Here is a 25,663-nt window from a genome sequence, read left to right as displayed (position 1 = left end):
AATCAGGCGGTTAGAGGTTCGACTCCTCTAGGGTGCATTAAACATTTAACTCGGGAAGTAGCTCAGCTTGGTAGAGTACTTGGTTTGGGACCAAGGTGTCGCAGGTTCGAATCCTGTCTTCCCGATTAGTCAATACTTAAATTGAGGCAGTTGCCTTTTTTTTATTTTTATATTTGATTTTTATCATTATTATCTGTAAATTCATATTGCACTTTCTTAAATGTTTCGTTACCTTTTTATGTCAAAACTAATAAATAAGTAAAGAATTATCTTATCGATAGTTCTTTTTTTTAAAATTTGATATCCTAGACATATGAAAAGAATTAAAATTGATGTTGTAGTTGTCCCTTTAAGTGGACATTTGTATCCAACAATGAATTTATTAATACCTTTACTTAATAACCCTCGATATGAGATTCGTTTATTCACTGGTCTTCAAAAAAAAGCCGTTGCTGATGCTGCAGGTTTTAATGTAGTTCCAATATTAGAAAATCACATAGAGGATTTTGAACGTGCCGCAAATAATGATCAGCAATTAGGAATTATATCAGCCTATCATCAACTTTCAGCAAGTATTGATTTAATTAATCTAGTTTCAGATCAATTATTGGAAGAGTGGCAAAAAAATCGCCCTGATATCGTCATTGCTGATTTTATAACCTTGTCTGGAGGTTTAGTAGCTAATCAACTTGGCATTCCGTGGATATCAACTATGGCGACCCAGTTTGCGATTGAAACGACAGATGGTCCTCCTTGTTTCTTTGGTGGACTGGGAAGTCCCAAGAATCGTTGGCAAGTTTCAGTACAATTTTTAGGTAGAAAAGCAACTCGGTTAGTGAAACGGATTGTATCTTTTTCGTTTCGTGATCGCTTAAAAAGATATAATTTTAAATTGTATAATCAACTAGGTCATGAGACCATTTATTCTCCCTATTCTATTCTAGGTATTGGAATGAAAGAGGTAGAGTTAAAAAAGGGATTCCCAGAACACTACAAGTGGCTAGGGCCCTCTGGTGCTTCAGTTGAGGCAGGAGAGGATTATCCTTTAGATTTGTCTCCTTTTATGGAGCGAAAGAAAGTTTTGATGACTTGTGGGACACAACTAGCTTGGGCCAAAGAAAATCTTATTTATCAAGCTACGCAACTTGCAAAAGCTCATCCTGATTGTCACTTTTTTGTAACTCGTGGTGTAGGTGGAGAGTCCTTCCAATGTGAAAATCTCATGGAGAACCTTTCCGTAGTTTCTTATCTCCCCTATAAGGAGTACATTCCCCAGATGGATTACGTGATTCATCACGGGGGGGCTGGGATTTTTTATCAATGTATCATTTATGGCAAACCAGCTTTGATTTTGCCTCATGATTATGACCAATTTGATTATGCCGTTCGTGGGGTGGAAGCGGGTGTTGCTTTTACAGCTAAAAGAGATAATAGCAAGGTAATTGGACAAGCCTTTGATAGTTTATTAGCTAAAGAGGATTGGTCCGAATTAGAGATTTTACGCCAAGCTGCACATTCTTACCATCCGACGGAAATTTTAGAGAGTGAAATCCATCGTCTGCTAGCGGATAAGGAGAAAGAAAAATGAAAACAGTTTTAGTAACTGGAGCGACAGGTTTCTTGGGTAAATATGTCGTAAAAGAATTAGTCGAGCATGGCTATCAGGTTCGAGCTTTTGGTAGAAACAGTAAGGTTGGTCGCTCTTTAGAGAATTCTTCGGTTAGCTATTTTCAGGGTGATTTGACCAAAGCTGATGATGTGCTAGAGGCTTGCAAGGGGATGGATCTGGTCGTTCATGCGGGAGCACTGTCAACAGTTTGGGGGCCTTGGGAAGATTTTTATCAGGCTAATGTTTTAGGAACAAAATATGTTCTCGAGGCATGTCGCCAAACAGGTATTCAACGTTTAGTCTATGTATCCTCACCAAGCATCTATGCTGCTCCTAAGGATCAGTTGGCTATCAAAGAAAGTGATGCTCCAGAAGAAAATAATCTCAATAATTATATCCGTAGCAAATTGGCTTCAGAGAAGCTCTTTAAAGATTATCCAGATGTTCCGAGTATTATCTTGAGACCTCGGGGGCTGTTTGGAATTGGAGATACCAGCATTTTGCCACGAGTGATTAATCTGAGTCAAAAAATTGGCATTCCTTTGATTGGGGATGGGCGTCAGCTCATGGACATGACTTGCGTGGAAAATGTTGCTCTGGCAATCCGTTTGGCCATAGAAGCTCCAGAAGCCAAAGGTGAGGTTTATAACATTACTAATGGTGAACCGAGGGCTTTTAGAGATTTGTTAGAGGAAAGTTTGACAGGTCTGGGTTATCCAATCAAATATAGAAAAATTCCAGCATCTCTATTAGCAGGGATTGCAAGTAGTTTAGAGTTTCTTTACAAGTCCTTGAATCTGAAAGGGGAACCGCCTTTAACACGATATACCTATTATCTACTTCGTTATAGTCAAACTCTAGATATTAGCAAGGCTGAGAGGGAATTGGGGTATCGTCCGAAAATTAGTATTTCAGAAGGGATTGAACAATATGTCCAAGATTATCGAAAGCATTGAGTATTTCCCAGCGGGATACTGTACTAGTTATGCTGGTTTGCTCTTTAAAGGTGTCAAGAATAGAAAGATGATTTTCCCAGCAGGTGTCTTTTTGATTAAGCACAGGGATAAAGGTTATCTGCTATATGATACTGGCTATCACTACAATATTAAGACAAAACTAAGATATGCTTTATATCGCTTGGGGACGCCCGTTCAAATGACAGAGCAGGATCAGATTTCGCATTTGCTGAAGGCTAAAGGAATTAAACCAGAAGAAATCAAGTTTGTCCTGCTGTCTCATCTACATCCAGATCATTTAGGAGGGGCTAGCTTCTTTCCGAATGCAAACTTTATCCTGACCCAGGAAGTGTATGATGTTTACAAGAAACCCAAACTAAAAGATTTAATTTTTAAAGAATTTTTGCCGAGTGATTTCGATGAAAGATTGACAGTCATCAAGGCAAATCAGCAAAACTCCAACTTTAATTACCGTCCTACCTATGATTTGTTTGGAGATGGTAGTATCTTCGTTGCTTCTATCGATGGGCATGCTAAGGGCCAAGCCTGTCTCTTTATTCCAGATTATCATCTCTTTATCGCAGCAGATCTTTGTTGGGGAATTGACCTTTTACCTTACACCAAACAGATGCATCTGGTTCCTTCCTTGGTGCAAGATAGTAAGGATGACTATATCAAAGGAACAGAGCTCTTGGAAGAGGTTTTAAAGGATGGAATAGAAGTGCTAGTTAGCCATGACCCTGTAGAAAGGATTGAGCGGATCTTGTATGAAAAAAATAACCTTTCTTAAAACCTTTATCCAAACTCGTTGGCTACATAATTTTAAATCTCGAAAAGCCTTAGAAAACTATCAGAAAAAGCAGTTGGCTGCCTATATGGACTTTCTCAAACGTGAATCGCCTTATTTTAAAAATGGTGTACCTAACGACTTTGACCATATGGATAAAGCATTTATGATGACGCATTTCAATGAGCTTAATACTCAAGGTGTGGATCGAGACGAGGCCTTGGCATTGGCTATCGAAAGTGAGAAGACTCGAAATTTTACAGAACTCAAAGGTGAAATAGCTGTTGGGTTGTCTTCTGGGACATCTGGACACCGGGGACTCTTTATCACAACTGAAAAAGAGAGAAGTATGTGGGCAGCAGCTATCTTGGCAAAGATGTTGCCTAAAGGTCACCTTTTTGGGCACCGCATAGCCTTTTTCCTCAGAGCGGATAATGAATTGTATCAGACCATCAATACGGCGCTTATTCGTTTAGAGTACTTTGATATTTTCAAGAATACAGATGAGCATATCGAGCGTCTCAACAATTATCAACCGACCATTGTGGTGGCACCTGCTTCTATGTTGATTGAATTGAGCAAACGTCTAAAAGCTGGGGAGTTAGTCATTCACCCACAAAAGATCGTTTCGGTGGCTGAAATCTTGGAAGATAGTGATAAGGAGCGAATTTCGAACGCTTTTGAGTTACCGATTATTGATCAGGTTTATCAAGCAACGGAAGGTTTCTTAGCTTGTACGTGCTCGGCTGGGAATCTTCATCTCAACGAAGATATCATTTTTGTGGAAAAACACTATTTGGATGACCGTCGTTTTTATCCAGTCATTACTGATTTTAAGCGGAGTAGTCAGCCTGTTTATCGCTATCAGCTCAACGATATCTTGGTTGAAAATCCTGAACCTTGTCCTTGTGGATCTCATTATACAAGGATTGACAAGGTTGAAGGGCGTTCTGACGACATCTTCTATTTTGATGGACAAGATGGAGGTCAGGTCACGATTTATCCTGACTTTATCAGACGTTGCATTCTCTTTGTGGAGAATGTCGGAGATTACCAAGTCAAACAACATTCTGAGAAGTTAGTGGAAGTTTGTCTGAGTCGAAGGGACGAGCAAGTAGAAACAGCAATCACAGAGCAATTCAGACTCTTAGCTCAACAAAAAGAGTTTAAAGCACCTGAAATACGATTTTCAGATTATCATTGGGATACAAGTCGTAAGCTCAAACGTATCCAACGTTTATGAAAGGACAAAAGATTATGACAGAAGTGAAAAGACATGTAGAAATTGCAGGCTATGGAGTTTACCTTCCAAAAAATACAGTGCAATTTAAAGACCAAACCCGTCATCGTGTGGTTGAAAATGAAGAAACACAGCTAGATTTGGCAGAAGCGGCTATCCAATGTGCACTTGAAAATGCAAACTTAAGTATGAAAGATATTGATTGCCTTGTATCAGCTAGTGCGGTGGGTGTTCAGCCTATTCCATGTACAGCTGCTTTGATTCATGAGCGCGTGGCAAAAGGGCTCTCTATACCAGCTATGGATATCAACACGACTTGTACAAGTTTTATTTCAGCTCTTTCGACTATGTCACATTTGATTGAAGCAGGAGAATATCATCGCGTTTTGATTGTATCTAGTGAAGTTGGTAGCTTGGGTCTCAATCCGAAGCAAAAAGAAAGTTATGAACTCTTTGGTGATGGGGCCGCAGCCTTTATTTTCCAAGCAAGTAACAAGGATAAGGGAGTAATAGCAAGCCTTCAACGGACTTGGTCGGAGGGAGCTCACGATACTGAAATCCGTGGAGGTTTGACTTCATATCAACCAAAAGAGTACTCTGAAGAGACGAAGACCAATTTCATGTTTGATATGAAAGGGAAGAAAATCCTCTTGCTTTCTGCTCGTGTCATTCCAGAAATGTTCCAAGAATTCCAAGAGAAATCTGGTATTTCTAAAGATGCTGTAGACTATATTATTCCACACCAAGCTAGTCGAGCATTACCACTTGTCATGGATAAATTAGGAGTTAGCAAAGACAAGTATCTCAATATTGTCAGTGAGTATGGGAATATGGTTTCCGTTGCGGTACCTTTTGGCTTGGCCTATGCACTCGATCATGGCTATGTGAAGGAAGGAGATACCATCTTCTTGATGGGAACTGCAGCTGGTATGACGGTCAATATGTTGGCTTTGAAATTGTAAAATAAGAGCAGGCACTTATAAGTAGCCTGCTTTTTAAATTAATTTTAAACGTAGAACTATCGGCCTATACAGAAAAAGCTTGATAAGTTTTATGAAACTAAGTATACTAGAAGGTGACAAGCGTTTTCAGACGTTGAATTAGGGAGTAGACTTAGAAATTGAGAGGGAGATATGGGGACAAGAAAATTTCGATTATTGATGTCCAAGTATGGCTTTAGTATTGCGATAATTCTGATAGAATTATTTGTTATTTTTGGCATTATTCTTTACATGAGTCAGATTGCTCCGCTTGTTTGGGTTTCCCTTGTATTTCTGGTTAGCGTGGCAACTGTTATAGCGATTGTCAATCGCTCCATGTCTCCTGAGAGCAAGGTGACTTGGTTGATTGTGACCTTTGTGCCGGTGTTTGGTCCACTGCTTTATCTCATGTTCGGTGAAAGAAGGCTATCAAAAAAAGAACTGAAACAACTCCAGGAATTGAATTCTATTGCATTTCATGAGAATAATGGGCGCCAACTCCATCTGCAACTACAGGAGACAGATAAATCAGCTTACGGAATTATCAATGCCTTGCTACATATGGATAGTAATGCAGAAGTCTATGACCAGACAGATTCACAATTTTTCGCAAGTGGCGAGGAAATGTGGCAACAGATGCTGGAGGATCTTAAAAGAGCTGAAAAGTTTATTTTTCTTGAATACTACATTGTCGAAGAGGGTTTGATGTGGGATAGCATACTCGAAGTTCTGGAAGAAAAGGCAGCTCAGGGAGTCGAAGTCAAGATGCTCTATGACGACATCGGTTGTATGGTGACTTTGCCTGGGGATTATACTGTTTATTTGCGTTCTAAAGGGATTGATGCTCATAAATTTAATAAGGTGATTCCTCGTATGACAGTGGCCTATAACAACCGTGACCACCGTAAAATCTTGGTTATTGATGGGCAGATTTCCTACACTGGCGGGATCAACCTTGCAGACGAATATATTAATCATATTGAACGTTTTGGACACTGGAAAGATAGTGGAATTCGGATAGATGGTCCGGCGACTCAAGCCTTTACAAGACTATTTCTCATGAACTGGTACATCAACCGTGGGGAAATCAGTGACTTTGATCAGTATCATTTGGAAAATCAGACACGATCTGGTAACGGTCTTTGTATCCCATACGGCAGTGGGCCGAAACCAATCTACCAGATGAAGGTGGGTAAAATTGTCTATCAAAATCTGATTAATCAAGCAGAGGATTTTGTTTATATCACAACGCCTTATCTCATTATCGATTATGATTTAACAGAGGATATAAAGAATGCGGCGATGCGAGGTGTAGATGTGAGAATAGTCACACCCCACATACCAGATAAGAAACTCATTCAACTTGTAACACGGGGAGCTTATCCAGATCTTTTATCTGCGGGTGTTCGCATTTTTGAATACACACCTGGTTTTATCCATAGTAAGCAAATGATTGTTGATGATCGATTCGCGGCTGTAGGTACGATTAACTTGGATTATCGTAGCTTGGTTCATCACTATGAAAATGCAGTACTACTCTACAAAACAGAGTCAATCGCGGATATTCGAAAAGATTTTGAAGAAATTTTTGAACAATCTCAAGAAATCTTCTCGGACACCATAAATCCTACATGGTATCAAATGATGATTAAAGAAGTAACACAGTTATTTGCACCTATGCTTTAATTGAAAGAGACGGTTTACCGTCTCTTTTTCTGTAAGCAGTTTCCTTGACATCTTATTTATTTTTCGTTATCATATGTCCATATAATATATGGGAGTCTGTGTACAGTCTGAGAGGAAGTGTTAAACTTCGACCGCACCTGATCTGGGTAATGCCAGCGTAGGGAACGATACTTGGCCTAATTTTGCACCTTTTTCATATATGAAAGAGGTTTTTCTTTTTTTCAAAGAAAAACTGTAACTTAGAAGGAGGTTTTAATGAAAGCAAGCATTGCTTTACAAGTCCTACCCCTGTCACAAGGGATTGACCGCATAGCTGTTATTGATCAAGTCATTGCTTATCTGCAAGCTCAAGGAGTGACTATGGTAGTGACACCCTTTGAAACGGTCTTAGAGGGAGACTTTGATCAACTCATGCGCATTCTCAAAGAAGCATTAGAAGTGGCAGGTCAAGGGGCAGACAATGTTTTTGCCAATGTGAAAATAAATGTAGGAGAGATTTTAAGCATCGATGATAAACTTGAAAAATATAATGAGACGGCACATTAGTCTGCTAGGATTTTTGGGTGTCTTATCTCTTTGGCAGGTAGCGGGTTTGTTAAAACTCTTACCAAAGTTTATCTTGCCGACACCACTTGAAATCCTTCAGTCTTTTGTTCGTGACAGAGAATTTCTCTGGTACCACAGCTGGGCAACCTTGAGAGTAGCCTTGTTAGGTTTGGTCTTGGGTGTCTTGATAGCCTGTATCATGGCCGTCCTTATGGATAGTCTGGGCTGGTTAAATGACCTGATTTACCCAATGATGGTGGTTGTCCAGACCATACCGACCATTGCCATAGCGCCTATTCTGGTTTTGTGGCTTGGTTATGGAATCTTGCCCAAGATTGTCTTGATTATCTTGACGACAACCTTCCCGATTATCGTCAGTATTCTAGATGGATTTAGGCATTGTGACAAGGACATGCTGACCTTGTTTAGTTTGATGCGAGCAAATCCTTGGCAAATCCTGTGGCATTTTAAAATCCCTGTCAGCCTGCCCTACTTTTATGCAGGATTGAGGGTCAGTGTCTCCTACGCCTTTATCACAACAGTGGTATCTGAGTGGTTGGGAGGCTTTGAAGGACTAGGTGTCTACATGATTCAGTCCAAAAAACTGTTTCAGTATGATACCATGTTCGCGATTATTATTCTGGTATCGCTGATCAGTCTTCTGGGTATGAAGCTAGTTGATATCAGTGAAAAATATGTGATTAAATGGAAACGTACTTAAAAGAAGTGTTTTGTAAAAAGAAAAGAGGAAATAAAAATGAAGAAAACATGGAAAGTGTTTTTAACGATTGTAACAGCTCTTCTAGCTGTCGTGCTTGTGGCTTGTGACCAAGGAACAGCTTCTAAGGATAACAAAGAAGCAGAACTCAAAAAAATTGACTTTATCCTAGACTGGACACCAAATACCAACCACACAGGGCTTTATGTAGCTAAAGAAAAAGGTTATTTCAAAGAAGCTGGAGTGGATGTTGATTTGAAATTGCCACCAGAAGAAAGTTCATCTGACTTGGTGATCAATGGTAAGGCGCCATTTGCTATCTATTTCCAAGATTACATGGCTAAGAAATTGGAAAAAGGGGCAGGCATTACTGCAGTTGCAGCAATCGTTGAGCACAATACATCAGGAATTATCTCTCGTAAGTCTGACAATATCAATAGCCCTAAAGACTTGGTTGGGAAGAAATACGGAACTTGGAATGACCCAACTGAGCTTGCTATGTTGAAAACCTTGGTAGAATCTCAAGGTGGAGACTTTGACAAGGTTGAAAAAGTACCAAACAACGATTCAAACTCGATCACTCCGATTGCCAATGGCGTTTTTGATGCTGCATGGATTTACTACGGTTGGGATGGTATTCTTGCTAAATCTCAAGGTGTGGATGCCAACTTTATGTACTTGAAGGACTATGTTAAAGAGTTTGACTACTACTCACCAGTTATCATCGCTAACAACGATTATCTGAAAGACAACAAAGAAGAAGCTCGCAAAGTAATCCAAGCCATCAAAAAAGGCTACCAATATGCCATGGAGCACCCAGAAGAAGCAGCCGATATCCTCATCAAGAATGCACCTGAACTCAAGGATAAACGTGACTTCGTCATTGAATCTCAAAAATACTTGTCAAAAGAGTATGCTAGCGACAAGGAAAAATGGGGACAATTTGATGCGGATCGCTGGAATGCCTTCTACAAATGGGATAAAGAAAATGGTATCCTTAAGGAAGACTTGACTGATAAAGGGTTCACTAACGAATTTGTGAAATAATGACAGAAATTAGACTAGAACACGTAAGCTATGCCTACGATGATGAAAAGATTTTAGAGGATATTAACCTGCAAGTGACTTCAGGTGAAGTGGTCTCTATCCTAGGACCCAGTGGTGTAGGAAAGACAACCCTCTTTAACCTGATTGCAGGCATTTTAGAAGTCCAGTCAGGACGAATCATTCTTGACGGAGAGGAAAATCCCAAGGGGCGCGTGAGCTATATGTTACAAAAGGATCTGCTTTTGGAACATAAGACGGTGCTAGGAAATATCATCTTGCCCCTCTTAATTCAAAAGGTGGATAAGGCAGAAGCTATTGCCAAAGCGGATGAAATCCTTGCTACCTTTCAGTTGACGGCCGTACGGGACAAGTATCCTCATGAACTCAGCGGTGGGATGCGCCAGCGTGTAGCCTTACTTCGGACCTATCTTTTCGGACACAAGCTCTTTCTTCTAGATGAGGCCTTTAGCGCCTTGGATGAGATGACCAAAATGGAACTTCATGCCTGGTATCTTGATATTCATAAACAGCTAGGCCTGACGACACTCATCATTACGCATAGTATCGAGGAGGCCCTTAACCTTAGTGATCGGATTTATATCTTGAAAAATCGACCGGGACAGATTGTTGCTGAAATCAAACTTGATTGGTCTGAAACTGAAGATAAGGAAGTTCAAAAAATTGCCTATAAACGACAGATATTAGAGGAGTTGGGCTTAAATAATTAGAAATGAAGGGAGTTGGTGAAGTTTAATATTTACCAGTCCCTTTTTGTCTTTTACAAAGAGAAACTGACTTGCGAGAAGGTGCTAAAAGCGCTATAATGAAGAAAAATAAAACATGGTATAAAAATGGGATTTGATAAAGATTTTGTGGAAAATATTTTTTCTAGTGGAGAAGATAGAGTAAATAGGTCTATTTTTGTAAAACCGGAAGAACTTATTGAAATATCCGATGAAGAGCTAAGTTATTTTGGCGAGGGTATTTTTTATTGTTTACCTCGTAATCAGTATGTAATGGATAATAAAGATAAAATTAGACAAAAATATAAATTATCTAAAGAAATGCCTAAAATAAATGGCATTCCTTTACCAACTTTTTTAAAAATGAGAGCATGGGATAGAATTAGAAAGACCAAGCCAACCTTAAAAGAAATCATCAGGATGATTGAAAAATGATGATTCAGTGTAGGTGAAGTGTTGTCTTATAATTAGAAAGAGGAGTTGTTATGAGATACAGTCAACAAGTATTAGACATGCTAAAAAGAGGTGTAAGTGGTGATGTTGATGATTACTATGACTTTTTTCTTGAGCTCACTGCTAAATTAGGCGAAGATGAGGCTTTTGCTGACAGTTTGATAGCAGAGAATGAACCTCTTTTTGATGTTATTAATGATGAACCAATGTATTATTTCTATGTCGAAGAAGATACAGAGAACAGAGAATTGTGCCAAAATTTTTTAAAGACTTACTATGAAAAAGCAAAACAACTAGTAGATAGCTAAATTTGGGCTTATCTTGTTCTTTGAGTTTATAGGTGGAATGGTATTGTATGAAAAAAGAAGAAATTAAAAATATATAGGCGCAGATCTTGAATTAAATGTTAATGGCCGAGGTACTTACTTTAAATCAAGTATTTGTGTAGTAGGTAATTATATGAGAAATAGAATCATTGCTGTTTACAGAATTCCAAATCGTTTGGTCTCTATTACAGTTGAAAATCCAGACTTTTCTGAATTAAGAGTTAATCAATTTGTAAAAATTGGAGACAAAGAGTATAGGATAAATAGTCTCCCTTTTGTGGATTCAACTCCACCAAAATCTTTTTTTGAAATGAATACATTTGCAATTGACTACACAGAGGATGAATTGATGAATAAAGTGGCAGTATATACGCTATCGGATAGTCAATCATAGCGTTTTGCATAGAAACTATAGCAATCAATCCGTTCAATGTGTCAAAATGTATTATAAATCTAAAAAATGAAGATGGTAGCTTGAAAGAATCAGGGCAAGTTGTGTGGTACTAAATGACTTGAACTTCTTTGGAAAATATAGTATGTAGGAAAAAGCAATGTTGAAACTAATTAAAATTTTCAATTCTAGTATTTTAGGATATTGGTATATTCCAGAAAATCGTGACCCAGGTTTGATTGAGATTGATGAGCGCACTGGTGAAGTTACAGTTGCTATCGAGTCAAATTATGATAAAGAACTTGGGGCACCCTATTATGCAAACAAGGCTCGTGGAGCAGTGAAGCAGATGTGGGATAGAGGCGAATTACCAAGCGAGAAATCTTTTACCTGGTGCTGATTTTAAGAGATAACAAAAAGTGATTAAATGATGTTAAATAATGAACTAAATGACTACAGCAAACAAGACCCATTCGATGAAATAGATGAAACAGATGAAATAGATGAACCCATTTTTTCGGAGTCTAATCTTGAAGGGTACAGTGATTTTTACAAAGATAGTGAAGAGTCAAAAGTTTGGTGGATTGATAAGATAGATGTTAGAGGAGAAATATTATTCAGCTTTGACCAGAAAAAAATTTATAACCTTTTTCGTGATTATCCTCACAATATGACTGAAGAAGAAGTTAGAATTTTTGATAGAGAAAATCCTTACTGGAGAGATTTTTTCTCGGATAGAAAGTCATAAATTCTGCATTTATTTATAAGCATTGAATAATATGACTGATAAAGATTATATACAATAGTAAACATGCTTAAATATAATAGACTATTTTTGATGTTCAGTCGCCTCTCTCATAATTTGTTTTTGATGGATACTGTGAAATAATTAAGATACGAAGGATAGATGTTGAGAATCTGTCACCAACGCGCCATTTAGCTAGTGGGTCGAGAAATGCAGGAGCCTCGACAGTCCTGCCTATCCTTGCAAATAAATCAGCCCTTAGAAACAAATCTAAGGGCTTTTTGACTGGTCGATTTTATCAGCAATTTCAACTTTTAAAATTTCATTTTCAAATAATCTCATCCATCGTAAACCTGTTTTAACAGATAAAGCATCATACTCTTCATCAAAAGTATCCTTATCTTCAAAAAGACAAATTCCCTCAAAGGTCTGGTTATCAACGTCTGTAATCGTTACAACTTTATTGTTAAACTTTCTAAGTTCCATTTTTATTTTCCTGCTTTTATAGTACTATAGTTTGTTATATTATTGGAATTCCCTTAAGGTAAGCTTCCTTAGCTTCTACTAAAGTCATCTTATTAGGTCCGCCATCAATATTGGTCTCCCCTGTGTTTTGCCAATTACAATGTTCACAAATGTCATAAACGGCGGTCAATGTTCCGCAAACTGGACAATGTACATATTCTTCATCATTAATCATTACTAAGTTTTCTCTATCAGTCTTATTCATAATTACTTACTCCTAATTATCGTTTTAAAATAGTGAAACCAGAAATATTAATTGGCTAGAGCTAAATACTTTATATTTTTAAATTTCTTATCTTTCTATACTTTACTGAGATAGGCTTTCTTAGCTTCTGCAAGAGTTATAGTATCATTATACTTTAATCTAGTTAATATTACTAATGAATGATAAAGTCTTTTAGATATGATATGATATAATATAATAAAAAAGGAAGGTATACCATGAAAGTTAATAGAGTTATCGGTCAAAATAGACTTGGAAACTATTTAATTCTGTACTTAGATCCAGAATTAGATAAGGGACTTAATGGAACTATTATCTGTCGGAAAGTAAGGCTAAAAGGTTTTGAATACGAAACTGTTCCTTCCTTCGATTCTAAGTATATGATCGCTTTTGAAAGTGATTCTGATGAGAATTATATCGGTGAAATAATTGAATATGAATAAGCACCTAGAGAAATCCAGTTACGTTTTTAAAAGAAAAGAAGCATGACTCTCCCACGGCTATAAAGCTTTTTGGGCGGGAAAGCCATACTTCTTTCTTATCTAAATTATAACTCAAAGAGGTATCTTTTATAAGAATTAGCTGAAGATAATAAGCATAAAAAATAGAGAGCACACACCTCCCACAGCCGAAGCCTTTAATGTAGGAGGTAGTAACTCTCATTACATAAATTATAGCATAAAATAGGTTATTGATTGTCAAACCAGTTCCTTTATTTGCTTGAGTATTTAATATTTTTTAAGAAAAGAAAAATAGCAGGTTAGTTTATCAGGGGACTTGTTATTTTTAAGTAAGATATACTATATTTCTTTTATCAGTAGGAGCGGGCGATGAAATACAGTCAACAAATATTAGATATGCTAAAAAGAGGAGTAGATGGCGATGTTGTTGATTACTATGATTTTTTTCTTAAGCTGACACCTAAACTTGGAGAAGACGAAGAGTTTGCTGCTGGTTTGATAGTAGGTAGTATTAAGGAGATTAGAATTCTTACATAAATGGCTCAAGTAAAACTAGCAATTAGGCTAGAAAGGATGTAGAAAATGAGTAAAAGGCTATGGACTTATCTCCGATTAAGAGTTCAGGTAGTCACTAATAATGGTAAAATTATCAAGGGGCTTGTCATAGATTTTGTTGATGAAATGGACAATGATGAACAGGATGAAATTACGATTCTCATTGATAATCCAAGGTCTAATGAACCTTCAGAGCTCTCTCTCCCTGAAAGTGATATTATATCAATTAAAGTAATTTCGTAGTGCTAAGGGCAATCGGGGTACCTTTGCCTGCCTTATTTGGTAGAAAACAATATGAAAAAGGATGTATATGGCCATAATAGACGACTTAATGGAATTATATAGTAACGGTTGGGAAGCCTCTTTTGATTATAATGGTCAACAATGTTGGGTTTTCCCAAAATCTGTTAATGACATTATAGTAGTGATTGGGGAAAAGGAATATCAGGCAACGTCATTTGATGAGCTAATTTCTCTAGAAGTTGATGAGACAACATGAATAGCAATTATGGATGGTTTAGAAGTAAAATAAAAAGGCTATCTAATTGAGCTAATTTCTTGCCTGCTGAACTCGTCAAAATACGCCCTTTTAGGGCTTTTTTTTAGACTTTTTTAGGAACTTTCAAGAAAAACTAAGGCGAATTAATGCTAAAGTGTTTTTTAAAAAACTCAGTATTTTCAAGGATTAAGCCCTAAAAGTTTGACTTATAGAGTCGTAAATGATAGTATAGTCAAAGATAGTCAAAGTTTAAGAAGGAGGTAGCAAGCTATGAAATTTAAAAATACATCGGATCATATTGAAGCCTATATCAAGGCAATTTTAGAACAATCTGGTATCGTAGAATTGCAACGAAGCCAGCTAGCGGATACCTTTCAAGTGGTACCTAGCCAGATTAACTATGTGATTAAAACTCGTTTTACAGAGAGTAGAGGATATCTAGTTGAGAGTAAACGTGGTGGTGGGGGTTATATTCGCATTGGTCGAATTGAATTTTCTAACCATCATGATATGCTCCGCGATTTGTTGTATTCAGTGGGTGAAGAAGTCAGCCAAGTTATCTTTGAAGATGTTTTAAAACTTTTACTTGAACAAGAACTCTTGACTCGTCAGGAGATGAATCTGTTAGTTGCAACGGCCTCAGATCGTGTTTTGGGCGAGGAAGCTGATTATATTCGTGCGAATATGCTTCGTCAGATATTGCATGAAGTAGATAGAAAAGGAAAATAAAATTACATGAAATATTCAAAAGCATTGAGAGAATGTATAGACAGTGCCTTTCTAGTGGCGAGTCGCTTTGGAGCAGACTACCTGGAGTCTTGGCACCTACTGATTGCTATGGCTAATCATAGCTACAGTGTTGCTGGAGCAACTTTGAACGAGTTTCCATATGAAATTGATCGTTTAGAGGAGGTAGCTGTTGAATTAACAGAGGCAAACTTTAACCACAAGGAAGATTACAAGGAACTCCCTTTTTCCTATCGTTTAAACGTCTTGATGTTGGAGGCGGAACATGTTGCCTCCGTTGTACATGCAAAAGCATTGGGAACTGAGCACCTTCTCTACGCAATCTTGCATGACGGCAATGCTTTAGCTACTCGCATTTTGGAAAAAGCAGGTTTTTCTTATGAAGACCAGAAGGACCAAGTCAAAATTGCTGGACTTCGTCGTAGCCTTGAAGCGCGTGCTGGGTGGACAAAGGAAGATTTGAAGGCTCTGCGTCAGCGTCACCGCTCCGCAGCAGACAAGCAAAATTCGATGGCCAATATGATGGGCATGCCTCAAACTCCAAGTGGTGGTTTGGAAGATTACACTCATGACCTCACAGAGCAAGCTCGTTCTGGCAAGTTGGAACCAGTTATTGGCCGTGACCAAGAAATCTCTCGTATGATTCAAATCTTGAGCCGTAAGACCAAAAATAATCCCGTTCTAGTTGGAGATGCAGGTGTTGGTAAAACAGCACTGGCACTTGGCCTTGCACAACGTATTGCCAATGGAGATGTGCCAGATGAAATGGCTAAAATGCGTGTCCTAGAACTTGACTTGATGAATGTGGTTGCAGGAACTCGTTTTCGTGGGGATTTTGAAGAACGTATGAACAATATCATCAAAGATATCGAGGAAGATGGTAAGGTCATTCTCTTTATCGATGAGCTTCATACCATTATGGGGTCAGGAAGCGGGATTGACTCGACCTTAGATGCGGCCAATATCCTGAAACCTGCCTTGGCACGTGGAACTCTGAGAACTGTCGGAGCAACTACTCAGGAAGAATACCAAAAACATATCGAAAAAGATGCAGCCCTTTCTCGTCGCTTTGCTAAAGTGATGATTGAGGAGCCGAGCGTGGCTGATAGTATGGCTATCTTACAAGGATTAAAAGCAACTTATGAGAAGCACCACCATGTCCAGATTACTGACGATGCAGTCGAAACAGCTGTCAAAATGGCCCATCGTTATTTGACAAGTCGTCACTTGCCAGACTCAGCAATTGATCTTTTGGATGAAGCAGCAGCAACTGTCCAAAATAAATCAAAACACGCTAAAAAAGATGAGTCAGGTTTAACAGCTGCTGACAAGGCCTTGATGGATGGCAAATGGAAACAAGCAACTCAGCTCATTGCAAAAGAGCAGGAAGTTCCAGTCTATAAAGATCTGGTAAAAGAGTCTGATATTTTGACAACCTTGAGTCGCTTATCAGGTATTCCGGTTCAAAAATTGACACAGACGGATGCTAAGAAGTATCTCAATCTTGAAGCTGAACTCCACAAGCGTGTGATTGGGCAGGAACAGGCTGTATCTAGTATCAGTCGTGCTATTCGCCGAAATCAATCGGGAATCCGCAATAACAAACGACCAATTGGATCCTTTATGTTCCTAGGACCAACAGGTGTTGGTAAGACTGAATTGGCCAAGGCCTTGGCAGAAGTTCTCTTTGATGACGAGTCAGCCCTTATCCGCTTTGACATGAGTGAATACATGGAGAAATTTGCAGCCAGCCGTCTCAACGGAGCTCCTCCAGGTTATGTAGGCTACGAAGAGGGCGGAGAGTTGACCGAGAAGGTTCGTAACAAACCTTACTCAGTCTTGCTTTTTGATGAGGTAGAAAAGGCTCACCCAGACATCTTTAATGTGCTCTTGCAGGTCTTGGATGATGGTGTCTTAACGGATAGTAAGGGTCGCAGGGTTGATTTCTCAAATACCATTATTATCATGACATCAAACCTTGGTGCGACAGCCCTTCGTGATGATAAGACAGTCGGTTTTGGAGCTCGAGATATTCGTTTTGATCAAGAGAGTATGGAAAAACGTATGTTTGAAGAGTTGAAAAAAGCTTATCGTCCAGAGTTTATCAACCGTATTGATGAGAAGGTAGTCTTCCATAGCTTGTCAAGTCAAGATATGCAGGACGTGGTTAAGATTATGGTCAAACCATTGATTGCAAGTTTGGCAGAAAAAGGGATTGACTTGAAACTTCAAGCATCTGCCCTTAAGCTTCTGGCTCAGAAGGGATATGATCCAGCGATGGGAGCTCGTCCACTACGCAGAACTTTGCAAACAGAAGTAGAAGACAAACTAGCTGAACTTCTTCTTACAGGTGAACTGAAAGAAGGCAAGACACTGAAGATTGGTGTCAAAGCTGGTCAATTGAAATTTGATATTGTATAAAACAAGAACTAAGAATCTATAATTTGTAGATACGACCTCTTCATTGCCATCAATTGCAGAAAGGAAGTAGAAGATGATGAATCAGAAAATTCCAACCGGGATGACAGAAAAAGAGTATTTTGAAGTTCATGCAAGCCAGGAGGAGTTTCTTGAGTGGTATCACCAGCAAGAACTCCCTCAGTATGAAAAGCCAAGTGTGACTGTGGACATGGTAGCCTATTGCTTTGTAGAAGGGAAAATGAAACTCTTTCTGATTCGTCGTAAGGCACATCCTTTTCAAAATTGTTTAGCGCTAGTTGGCGGATTTATGGATAAGGGTGAAGATGCTGCCCATGCTTGTCAGCGTGAAGTGAAAGAAGAAATCAATCTTGAACTTCCACTAGAAAAGATTGAGCAGCTAGTGACAGTATCTACTCCTGGTCGTGATCCCAGGGGTTGGACAGTTACCATTGCCCACTTGGTTTACCTACCTAGCCGAGCAATTGATCTAGCTAAGGCTGGAGACGATGCAAAAGAAGTCGTTCTTGTAGATGTTAATTTTCACACAGGTAAGTGTTGTTTGGATGGAAGAGAACTGGAAGAGAAGGACTTTGCATTTGACCACTTATCCATTATTCAAGAATCTATCAGGAAAATTCAAAAAGCTATCGACTATGACCCTCGTTTCCTTTACCTACTAGAGGATGAGTTTACAGTGGATGACGGCCTAGCTCTCATTGAGACTCTATGTCCAGAGAAATCCTGTACAAGTGATAGTTTCTTAGAGAAATATGGAGATAGCTTAGAGGAAGTTGGTTTTAAACGGATTCCTCAGAAGGAAGTCATTACCATTTATCGATTAAAATAAAAAAGTGAGGTCGAGATTCTTCCCGGCCTCTTTTTGTTGTTATTTTTTGTTTAAGGATGTTTATCTTTATTAGAATTGCTCATGATTCGAATGAATAAATCTTTGTATTTATATTTTAAATAATGTTCGTGTAAGTACATTAGAGACACATAGACAATCATGAAAATGGCAGTTAAATAGAACAAATCAAATGTTGTTTGAGCGTAATGAGTAGCAATTCCATAAGAAGAGAATGCACCAATAATCATCCAAGGAAGATATTTGTAATATTTGCTTGACATAAACCTACACCTCCAACATCCTATTTCAATTTTATTATAGCCCTTCAAGAAAAAAATGCAAGCGATTACACTTTTAAAACATAGCATTTCAGTAGGAAGAATTTTTCTGTTTTTTTAAATTCTTTACGAATAGTAGAGATAGGAGGCGAAAAAAGAAACAAGTATAAATAAAAACCAAAACCATATATAAATAGTTGACAGATTCAAAACCAAATATTACAACATTGTTACAAAAATATTTCTAAACATTTCAAAATCATTACATAAGGAGTGTAAAATGAAAAATAAAACTTCTATCAAATTGATGGCCGCAACTGTACTCGCTTCAACCTTGTTATTAGGAGCTTGTGGTAATAAGAAAGAGAACACTGCGAGTGATAGTTCTAGTAAGACAACACAAGCATCTTCTAGTTCTAAGGCAAGTTCTTCAAGTAAAGATAACAAGACTCAGAAGTCATCGACTTCATCAGAAAACACTAAGTCGTCATCTTCTGATCAGTCGACGTCTACTCCTAATCAATCGCAAGCAACAACGGCACCAGAAACAAAGCAGAACCAAGAATCTTCTGCTAAGCAAGCCCCTTCTCAATCCCCATCCAATCAACAAGGAACACAAGCAAAACCGAATCAGTCAACTTATGATCCAACAACTGATCGCAAACTTCAAGACAAGCAGGCAAAACATAACAAACGTTATAAAGGTGTCTTGACCATGGTTGACAAAGATTTTTCGGCTGCAGCTGGAAATTGGAAGGGTGCTAATGGCGAAACGATCACTGTCTCATCAAGTGGTCAGTTTACAGTAGAATCTGCTGATGGTAAGAAAGAAAACTATTCTATCCAAAGCTATTCTTATACTCTTGATGATGGGAAATACAATGCTGAAGTAGGTGGTGGAAAAGTCATCCAAATTACAACAGGAGCGGATGGTACAGTTTCTAGTGTTGTCTTGATTCAACCATAGAAAGGTACCTCAAGTCTATTCTAAATATAGAAAAGAGTAGTTCAACTGTTTTTCACTTAATTTCTCTAATAGAAGTGGTATAATAAATGAATCGAAAGGGAATGAGTGACAAAGCAATGGCGGATAAATTAATTTTACCTCAAAATACACGACTCATGGGAGTGTTTCTTGGCTTTATAGGTGGTTCTTTGGATGTATTCTGTCACATTCAGTACCATAGTTTGGTGGCTACACAGACAGGAAATATTCTCCTACTGATATCAGATTGGCATGACTCGAATGTCATCAATACCATGTTGCGATTCTGCTCCATTATTTTCTTTTCCCTAGGATTTGTTTTTGCCTTGCACATGAAGGAATATCGTAAAACAGCCTATTGGCGGGTTAAGATGCTGCTTCCCTTATTTATCGGGACCCTTGTTCTTCCCTTCTTTTCTCGCTTTCCTCTATTAGAAGTACCTTTTATTGCTTTTGGAACAGGCATGATGATGCTAACATTTACGGGTAGTTTGATTGAAGATCATCCCTATGTCATTTTTATGACCTCTGGAAATTACCGAAAGATGTTGACTGCTTTGTATCGCATCGTTAGAGGAGAAGGAGATGTTCAAGAATATCGTCGCCAAGCTTTGAACTATGGGATCGTTGTCGGTAGTTTCGTAGTGGGGGCAATTAGTTTGGCTGTATCGATGCATTTTTTCCATGAATGGTCTATTTGGATTGTCAGCTTCAATTTGTTTTTGATTATGTCCTACTATATAGCTAGAGTGAAGCAACTAGATTTGCAAGATGAAAATATATAAAAAGGCAAGGCTCTTTTTGAGCTTTGCCTTTTTTGTGAGATAGAAGATTATGCTTTATCTAACTGCAATAGTGCTTCAATCTCTGCTAGAGTACTTGCTTGTGAAATAGCGCCACGAAGTTTAGCGGCTCCAGATGTTCCACGGAGATAGTGAGGAGCTAGTCCACGGAATTCACGGACCGCAACCTTTTCTCCCTTGAGATCAATCAAGCGTTTCAAGTGCTCGTAAGCGATTTTCATCTTGTCTTCGAAGGTTAAATCGGGAAGAATTTCCCCTGTTTCAAAGTAGTGATTGATTTGATTGAAGAGGTAAGGATTTCCCATAGCTGCGCGTCCAATCATAATGGCATCAGCACCGACTTCTTCAATGCGTTGTTTGGCATCTTGGACAGTGCGGATGTCACCATTAGCAATAAATGGAATCTTAGTCAGAGCTTGTGCAACCTTGTGAAGAGTTTCGAGGTCAGCGTGACCAGTATACATTTGCTCACGGGTACGACCATGCATAGCAAGGGCAGAAACACCTGCAGCTTCAGCGGCAAGGGCATTTTCTACTGCTAGGGATGGGTCAGACCAGCCTGTACGCATTTTGACAGTGAGAGGGATATCAAGGACTGATTGAACCTTGTTAATGATAGAATAGATCTTGTCTGGATCCTTGAGCCACATAGCACCAGCCTCGTTTTTTACGATTTTATTAACTGGGCAGCCCATGTTGATATCGACGATATCGGTCTTGGTGTTTTCTTGGATGAATTCTGCTGCGCGTGCTAGGCTATCTTCGTCACTACCAAAGAGCTGGATAGAAACTGGGTTCTCTCCTTCATCGATATGAAGCATGTGAAGAGTCTTTTCGTTATTGTATTGGATACCTTTGTCAGAGACCATTTCCATGACCACAAGGCCAGCTCCGAGCTCTTTTGCAATGGTACGAAAGGCAGAGTTAGTTACGCCTGCCATAGGTGCGAGGACCGTCCGGTTTGGGATCTCGACGTTCCCAATCATAAAAGGTGTATTAAGATTTGTCACGAATGAGTTCCTCCAGGTCGTTTTCATCAAAGTTATAAGTAGTTTGGCAGAATTGACAAGTAATCTCTGCCCCGTGATCTTCGTCTTTCATTTCCTGCAAATCTGAACTTGGAAGGCTGGCAAGAGCACCCATAAAGCGTTCTTTGCTACAGTCGCATTGGAAACGAATTTCTTCTTCAGACAGACGTTTGTATGATTCGTCGCCGTAGATAGCTTTGAGAAGGGCTTCGATATGGTCGTCGCTTTCTAGAAGAGTCGAAATGGCAGGCATCTCTTGGATACGTTTTTCAAAGCGTGCGATTTCTTCCTCTTTGGCATTTGGCAATACTTGGAGCAAAAAGCCACCAGCAACCTTGACCTTATCGTCTTCATCTAAAAGAACATTAAGTCCAACTGCTGACGGAGTTTGTTGGCTTTCTGTCAGGTAGAAAGCTAGGTCTTCGCCAATTTCTCCAGAAATAAGAGGCGTCATGGAATGATATGGGTTTCCAGTACCGTAATCAGTAATAACTAGAAATTGTCCATTGCCGACAAAAGGTCCCACCAGTACTTCACCAGTTGCAGTTTTTTTAATATCCACACCAGGGTTTTGTACATAGCCTTTGACATTCCCCTTGGTATCTGCAACGGTGATGATGGCTCCGAGTGAGCTAGTTCCGAGGACTTTGACCGTAATTTTAGTATCTCCCTTTTCATTTGCGGCGAGAATTTGACTGGCAATCAAAGTACGACCAAGTGCTACAGTTGAGCTAGCTTGAGTTTGATGTTTTTCTTGAGCAGTGCGGACAGTTTCAGTGCTGTCTAGTACATAAGCACGAAAAGATCCACTTTCTGATATTGTTTTAATAATTTTATCCATAGCTACTATTTTAGCATAAAAATGCCCAAAGCGGGAGCTGTGTGTTTGCTAGTCTTTCAAATTGCATGATTTAAAATTGTTTGCGCTAGATAACAAAGGGATGATGTTTTTATTCCTAGCTTGGCTTGTCTTAAAATAAGCTAAAATCAACTTCTAAAAAATGGTAAACAGTTGAAAATAAAGAGAATAAAGTGGTAAAATGGTAAAATGGGAACGAGATTAAATAGTAATTGTATGTTTGCAAAAAATTGATGAAAATTTACAGAAAAGAAATCAATCATGAATAAAAAGAAACCATACTATGTTTTTTTAGGGCAAACTGTCCTGTATTTTATTGTTTTACTGGGTTTACTTTATTTCTTTAGTTATTTAGGGCAAAGTCAGGGAAGCTTTATTTACAATGAATTTTAGTTTAAGGAGAGAACGAATCGTGTCTAATAAGCCAATTAGAGATATGATTGAAAGAATTGAGTATTTTGCTCAAACTCAGCCTGCTTTTCCAGTATATAATGTCCTTGGAGAAGAGCACACCTATGGTCAATTGAAGGCTGATTCAGATAGCTTGGCTGCAGCTATTGATCGACTAGACCTACCTGAGAAATCTCCTGTAGTGGTTTTTGGTGGTCAAGAGTATGAGATGTTGGCTACTTTTGTGGCCTTGACAAAATCTGGCCATGCCTATATCCCAATTGATAGCCATTCTGCCTTGGAGCGTGTGTCTGCCATTCTTGAAGTAGCAGAACCAAGCTTAATCATAGCCATCAATGAATTTCCATTGGGAAACCTAGCTGCTCCAATCATGTCCTTGGAGCAAGTACGTGAAGCTTATGCGGCTCAGAATGTCTATGACTTGCAACATCCGGTCAAGGGAGATGATAACTACTATATCATCTTTACCTCAGGGACTACTGGGAAACCAAAAGGGGTGCAAATTTCGCACGGCAACTTGCTCAGCTTTACCAACTGGATGATTACGGACAAGGAATTTGCAACGCCAGAGCGTCCGCAAATGTTGGCGCAACCGCCCTATTCTTTTGACTTATCTGTCATGTACTGGGCACCGACCTTGGCTCTTGGAGGAACGCTTTTTGCCCTTCCGTCAGCCATCACTCAAGATTTCAAACAACTCTTTGCAACCATCTTTTCTCTTCCGATTGCGATCTGGACTTCAACACCATCTTTTGCAGATATGGCCATGTTGTCTGAAGATTTCAATGCTGAAAAGATGCCAGGGATCACCCATTTCTACTTTGATGGGGAAGAGTTGACCGTTAAAACCGCTCAGAAATTGCGCGAGCGTTTCCCAAATGCACGCATCATCAATGCCTACGGTCCAACGGAAGCGACTGTTGCTTTGTCGGCAGTCGCTATTACAGATGAGATGTTAGCGACTCTTAAACGCTTGCCAATTGGCTATACCAAAGAAGATTCTCCAACCTTCATCATTGATGATGCAGGAAACAAATTGCCAAATGGTGAGCAAGGGGAGATCATCGTATCTGGTCCAGCTGTTTCAAAAGGCTACATGAACAATCCTGAAAAAACAGCTGAAGCTTTCTTCGAATTTGAAGGTTTGCCAGCCTACCACACTGGAGATGTTGGAACTATGACAGATGAAGGTCTTCTTCTTTACGGTGGACGGATGGACTTCCAGATCAAGTTTAATGGCTATCGTATTGAACTAGAGGATGTCTCTCAAAACTTGAACAAATCCAAGTACGTTGAATCTGCTGTTGCAGTTCCTCGTTACAACAAGGATCACAAGGTCCAAAATCTCTTGGCCTATGTTATCTTAAAAGATGGCGTCAAAGAACAATTTGAGCGCGAAATTGATATCACGAAAGCTATCAAGGAAGACTTGGAAGATATTATGATGTCTTACATGATGCCATCTAAGTTTCTTTACAGAGAGGAATTGCCACTGACTCCAAATGGCAAGATTGATATCAAAGGATTGATTAACGAGGTGAATAATTGATGATGGATTTCCTGAAACAGCTGCCTCATATTGAGCCGTATGGGAATCCGCAGTACTTTTTGTACGTGATTACTGCTACCTTGCCAATCTTTATCGGACTTTTTTTCAAAAAACGTTTTGCCTGGTATGAAATATTGGTTAGTTTGTTCTTTATCGTAACTATGTTGACGGGGGGCAAGACTAATCAGATAGCTGCCTTAGGTATTTATCTGATATGGCAAATATTACTGGTACTTTTTTACAAGCAGTATCGAAAAGTCCGAGATGGCAAATGGATTTTCTACTTGGTGAGTTTATTATCGTTACTTCCCATCATTTTTGTGAAAGTGCAACCGGCTATTAACGGCACACAGTCTTTATTAGGATTTATTGGTATTTCCTATTTGACTTTTCGTTCGGTGGGAATCATTATTGAACTCAGAGATGGAGTCATTAAGGAATTGAAGTTGTGGGAGTATTTACGTTTTCTCCTCTTTATGCCGACATTTTCAAGTGGTCCTATTGATCGTTTCAAGCGTTTTAATGAAAATTATAAGACGATTCCAGAACGTGATGAGTTGATGGACATGCTAGCTGAGTCAGTTCGATATATCATGATGGGGTTTCTGTATAAATTTATCCTGGCTCATATTTTAGGCGAAATTATGTTAACGCCCCTAAAAAATCTAGCTCTTCAGGCAGGTGGATTCTTTAACTATTATGTAGTAGCAGTCATGTATACATTTGGTTTGGATCTTTTCTTTGATTTTGCGGGCTATTCTATGTTTGCTTTGGCGATTTCAAATCTGATGGGAATTCGTAGTCCGATCAACTTCAACAAACCTTTTTTATCAAGGGATTTGAAGGAGTTTTGGAATCGTTGGCATATGAGTTTATCTTTCTGGTTCCGTGATTTTGTCTTTATGCGCATGGTCATGTTAATGACGAGAAAGAAGCTTTTTAAGAATCGAAATGTGACTTCAAGTGTCGCCTATATCCTGAATATGCTCCTTATGGGCTTCTGGCATGGGATAACATGGTTTTATATCGCTTACGGACTCTTTCATGGACTAGGCTTAGTGATGAATGATGCCTGGGTTCGGAAGAAAAAAACGCTCAATAAAGAACGTAAGAAAGCAGGGCGAGCTCCCTTGCCTGAGAACCGTTGGGTTCAGTTACTTGGCATGGTGATAACCTTCCATGTCGTGATGATTTCATTCTTAATCTTCTCCGGATTCTTGAATGATTTATGGTTTAAAAAATAGA

32 protein-coding genes, 1 tRNA gene and 1 riboswitch are annotated in these 25,663 nt (G+C 38.9%); of the genes, 28 read left to right on the top strand and 5 right to left on the bottom strand.

Features of this window, described 5'->3' with window-relative positions; translation table 11 throughout:
• Positions 1-51 precede the first annotated feature (51 nt).
• The 16 genes from QM810_RS09245 to QM810_RS09170 all read left to right on the top strand — a co-directional run bounded on the left by QM810_RS09245 (position 52) and on the right by QM810_RS09170 (position 12,230).
• A tRNA-Pro gene (locus QM810_RS09245) sits at positions 52-125 on the top strand.
• 188 nt (positions 126-313) lie between these two features.
• On the top strand, positions 314-1,588 hold the full coding sequence (locus QM810_RS09240) for a glycosyltransferase (RefSeq protein ID WP_414254646.1): 1,275 nt from the start codon (positions 314-316) through the stop codon (positions 1,586-1,588).
• On the top strand, positions 1,585-2,565 hold the full coding sequence (locus tag QM810_RS09235) for an NAD-dependent epimerase/dehydratase family protein (protein WP_414254645.1): 981 nt from the start codon (positions 1,585-1,587) through the stop codon (positions 2,563-2,565). Before QM810_RS09240 ends, QM810_RS09235 begins: the two co-directional genes overlap by 4 nt.
• The gene (locus QM810_RS09230; RefSeq protein ID WP_414254644.1) at positions 2,540-3,355 is read left to right on the top strand and encodes an MBL fold metallo-hydrolase; all 816 of its coding nucleotides are present in this window, start codon (positions 2,540-2,542) and stop codon (positions 3,353-3,355) included. The genes QM810_RS09235 and QM810_RS09230 overlap by 26 nt, the downstream gene beginning before the upstream one ends.
• On the top strand, positions 3,333-4,595 hold the full coding sequence (locus tag QM810_RS09225) for a F390 synthetase-related protein (protein ID WP_414254643.1): 1,263 nt from the start codon (positions 3,333-3,335) through the stop codon (positions 4,593-4,595). Before QM810_RS09230 ends, QM810_RS09225 begins: the two co-directional genes overlap by 23 nt.
• Positions 4,596-4,609: 14 nt before the next feature.
• Positions 4,610-5,554, top strand: a complete 945-nt coding sequence (locus tag QM810_RS09220; RefSeq protein ID WP_414254642.1) for a 3-oxoacyl-[acyl-carrier-protein] synthase III C-terminal domain-containing protein — start codon at positions 4,610-4,612, stop codon at positions 5,552-5,554.
• A 171-nt stretch (positions 5,555-5,725) separates the two neighbouring features.
• Positions 5,726-7,258 (top strand): cardiolipin synthase, encoded by a 1,533-nt coding sequence (gene cls, locus QM810_RS09215; RefSeq protein WP_414254641.1) that lies wholly within the window; start codon positions 5,726-5,728, stop codon positions 7,256-7,258.
• 78 nt (positions 7,259-7,336) lie between these two features.
• Positions 7,337-7,439, top strand: a riboswitch (TPP riboswitch).
• 74 nt (positions 7,440-7,513) lie between these two features.
• The gene (locus QM810_RS09210) at positions 7,514-7,804 is read left to right on the top strand and encodes an MTH1187 family thiamine-binding protein (RefSeq protein ID WP_414254640.1); all 291 of its coding nucleotides are present in this window, start codon (positions 7,514-7,516) and stop codon (positions 7,802-7,804) included.
• Positions 7,767-8,525 (top strand): ABC transporter permease, encoded by a 759-nt coding sequence (locus tag QM810_RS09205; protein ID WP_414254639.1) that lies wholly within the window; start codon positions 7,767-7,769, stop codon positions 8,523-8,525. The genes QM810_RS09210 and QM810_RS09205 overlap by 38 nt, the downstream gene beginning before the upstream one ends.
• Before the next feature lie 36 nt (positions 8,526-8,561).
• On the top strand, positions 8,562-9,569 hold the full coding sequence (locus QM810_RS09200; protein WP_414254638.1) for an ABC transporter substrate-binding protein: 1,008 nt from the start codon (positions 8,562-8,564) through the stop codon (positions 9,567-9,569).
• Complete coding sequence (locus QM810_RS09195; RefSeq protein WP_414254637.1) at positions 9,569-10,297, top strand: ABC transporter ATP-binding protein; 729 nt, start codon at positions 9,569-9,571, stop codon at positions 10,295-10,297. Before QM810_RS09200 ends, QM810_RS09195 begins: the two co-directional genes overlap by 1 nt.
• Before the next feature lie 123 nt (positions 10,298-10,420).
• Complete coding sequence (locus QM810_RS09190; protein WP_414254636.1) at positions 10,421-10,747, top strand: hypothetical protein; 327 nt, start codon at positions 10,421-10,423, stop codon at positions 10,745-10,747.
• Between the two features lie 50 nt (positions 10,748-10,797).
• The gene (locus QM810_RS09185) at positions 10,798-11,073 is read left to right on the top strand and encodes a hypothetical protein (RefSeq protein WP_414254635.1); all 276 of its coding nucleotides are present in this window, start codon (positions 10,798-10,800) and stop codon (positions 11,071-11,073) included.
• Between the two features lie 151 nt (positions 11,074-11,224).
• Positions 11,225-11,485, top strand: a complete 261-nt coding sequence (locus QM810_RS09180; RefSeq protein WP_414254634.1) for a hypothetical protein — start codon at positions 11,225-11,227, stop codon at positions 11,483-11,485.
• 157 nt (positions 11,486-11,642) lie between these two features.
• Complete coding sequence (locus QM810_RS09175; protein ID WP_414254633.1) at positions 11,643-11,882, top strand: hypothetical protein; 240 nt, start codon at positions 11,643-11,645, stop codon at positions 11,880-11,882.
• Positions 11,883-11,909: 27 nt separating this feature from the next.
• A complete protein-coding gene (locus tag QM810_RS09170; RefSeq protein WP_414254632.1) occupies positions 11,910-12,230 on the top strand; it encodes a hypothetical protein in 321 nt (106 codons plus the stop codon).
• Positions 12,231-12,497: 267 nt separating this feature from the next.
• Here the strand turns inward: QM810_RS09170 and QM810_RS09165 are convergent, their stop codons facing one another.
• A complete protein-coding gene (locus QM810_RS09165) occupies positions 12,498-12,713 on the bottom strand; it encodes a hypothetical protein (RefSeq protein ID WP_414254631.1) in 216 nt (71 codons plus the stop codon).
• 34 nt (positions 12,714-12,747) lie between these two features.
• Positions 12,748-12,957, bottom strand: a complete 210-nt coding sequence (locus QM810_RS09160; protein WP_414254630.1) for a CPCC family cysteine-rich protein — start codon at positions 12,955-12,957, stop codon at positions 12,748-12,750.
• A gap of 236 nt (positions 12,958-13,193) precedes the next feature.
• On the opposite strand from QM810_RS09160, the gene QM810_RS09155 reads away from it, so the two are divergent.
• The 7 genes from QM810_RS09155 to QM810_RS09125 all read left to right on the top strand — a co-directional run bounded on the left by QM810_RS09155 (position 13,194) and on the right by QM810_RS09125 (position 18,505).
• Positions 13,194-13,418, top strand: coding sequence for a hypothetical protein (locus QM810_RS09155; RefSeq protein WP_414254629.1), 225 nt, complete (start codon positions 13,194-13,196; stop codon positions 13,416-13,418).
• Between the two features lie 387 nt (positions 13,419-13,805).
• Positions 13,806-13,973, top strand: coding sequence for a hypothetical protein (locus tag QM810_RS09150; RefSeq protein WP_414254628.1), 168 nt, complete (start codon positions 13,806-13,808; stop codon positions 13,971-13,973).
• A 45-nt stretch (positions 13,974-14,018) separates the two neighbouring features.
• Positions 14,019-14,234, top strand: a complete 216-nt coding sequence (locus tag QM810_RS09145) for a hypothetical protein (protein ID WP_414254627.1) — start codon at positions 14,019-14,021, stop codon at positions 14,232-14,234.
• Positions 14,235-14,301: 67 nt separating this feature from the next.
• On the top strand, positions 14,302-14,490 hold the full coding sequence (locus QM810_RS09140; RefSeq protein WP_414254626.1) for a 16S rRNA processing protein RimM: 189 nt from the start codon (positions 14,302-14,304) through the stop codon (positions 14,488-14,490).
• Between the two features lie 270 nt (positions 14,491-14,760).
• Entirely contained in the window at positions 14,761-15,219 is a 459-nt protein-coding gene (locus QM810_RS09135) for a CtsR family transcriptional regulator (protein ID WP_178895548.1), read from the top strand.
• Between the two features lie 6 nt (positions 15,220-15,225).
• Positions 15,226-17,658, top strand: coding sequence for an ATP-dependent Clp protease ATP-binding subunit (locus QM810_RS09130; RefSeq protein WP_414254625.1), 2,433 nt, complete (start codon positions 15,226-15,228; stop codon positions 17,656-17,658).
• A gap of 73 nt (positions 17,659-17,731) precedes the next feature.
• Positions 17,732-18,505, top strand: a complete 774-nt coding sequence (locus QM810_RS09125; RefSeq protein ID WP_414254624.1) for an NUDIX domain-containing protein — start codon at positions 17,732-17,734, stop codon at positions 18,503-18,505.
• A gap of 50 nt (positions 18,506-18,555) precedes the next feature.
• On the opposite strand, the gene QM810_RS09120 is transcribed toward QM810_RS09125, so the two are convergent.
• A complete protein-coding gene (locus QM810_RS09120; RefSeq protein WP_414254623.1) occupies positions 18,556-18,786 on the bottom strand; it encodes a hypothetical protein in 231 nt (76 codons plus the stop codon).
• Positions 18,787-19,063: 277 nt separating this feature from the next.
• Here QM810_RS09120 and QM810_RS09115 point away from each other — a divergent pair, with 277 nt between their 5' ends.
• Both QM810_RS09115 and QM810_RS09110 read left to right on the top strand, forming a co-directional pair.
• Complete coding sequence (locus tag QM810_RS09115; RefSeq protein WP_414254622.1) at positions 19,064-19,750, top strand: hypothetical protein; 687 nt, start codon at positions 19,064-19,066, stop codon at positions 19,748-19,750.
• Positions 19,751-19,866: 116 nt separating this feature from the next.
• Complete coding sequence (locus QM810_RS09110) at positions 19,867-20,553, top strand: YoaK family protein (RefSeq protein WP_414254647.1); 687 nt, start codon at positions 19,867-19,869, stop codon at positions 20,551-20,553.
• A 47-nt stretch (positions 20,554-20,600) separates the two neighbouring features.
• On the opposite strand, the gene dusB is transcribed toward QM810_RS09110, so the two are convergent.
• Both dusB and hslO read right to left on the bottom strand, forming a co-directional pair.
• Positions 20,601-21,581, bottom strand: a complete 981-nt coding sequence (gene dusB, locus QM810_RS09105; protein ID WP_414254621.1) for a tRNA dihydrouridine synthase DusB — start codon at positions 21,579-21,581, stop codon at positions 20,601-20,603.
• On the bottom strand, positions 21,568-22,440 hold the full coding sequence (gene hslO / locus QM810_RS09100; protein WP_414254620.1) for an Hsp33 family molecular chaperone HslO: 873 nt from the start codon (positions 22,438-22,440) through the stop codon (positions 21,568-21,570). The genes dusB and hslO overlap by 14 nt, the downstream gene beginning before the upstream one ends.
• 279 nt (positions 22,441-22,719) lie before the next feature.
• On the opposite strand from hslO, the gene QM810_RS09095 reads away from it, so the two are divergent.
• From QM810_RS09095 to dltB, 3 genes are read left to right on the top strand one after another with little or no spacing between them, the layout of a single operon-like run.
• Positions 22,720-22,851, top strand: a complete 132-nt coding sequence (locus tag QM810_RS09095; RefSeq protein WP_006154052.1) for a teichoic acid D-Ala incorporation-associated protein DltX — start codon at positions 22,720-22,722, stop codon at positions 22,849-22,851.
• A 19-nt stretch (positions 22,852-22,870) separates the two neighbouring features.
• On the top strand, positions 22,871-24,418 hold the full coding sequence (dltA, locus tag QM810_RS09090; RefSeq protein ID WP_414254619.1) for a D-alanine--poly(phosphoribitol) ligase subunit DltA: 1,548 nt from the start codon (positions 22,871-22,873) through the stop codon (positions 24,416-24,418).
• Complete coding sequence (dltB, locus tag QM810_RS09085; RefSeq protein WP_414254618.1) at positions 24,418-25,662, top strand: D-alanyl-lipoteichoic acid biosynthesis protein DltB; 1,245 nt, start codon at positions 24,418-24,420, stop codon at positions 25,660-25,662. Before dltA ends, dltB begins: the two co-directional genes overlap by 1 nt.
• The last annotated feature ends 1 nt before the right edge of the window (position 25,663 follow it).

It is taken from the genome of Streptococcus infantis (genome assembly GCF_047464155.1).
GTDB classification, from domain to species: Bacteria; Bacillota; Bacilli; order Lactobacillales; family Streptococcaceae; genus Streptococcus; species Streptococcus infantis_U.
The sequence above is the reverse complement of the archived record's forward strand: the minus strand, read 5'-3'. Positions and strand labels throughout refer to the sequence as shown.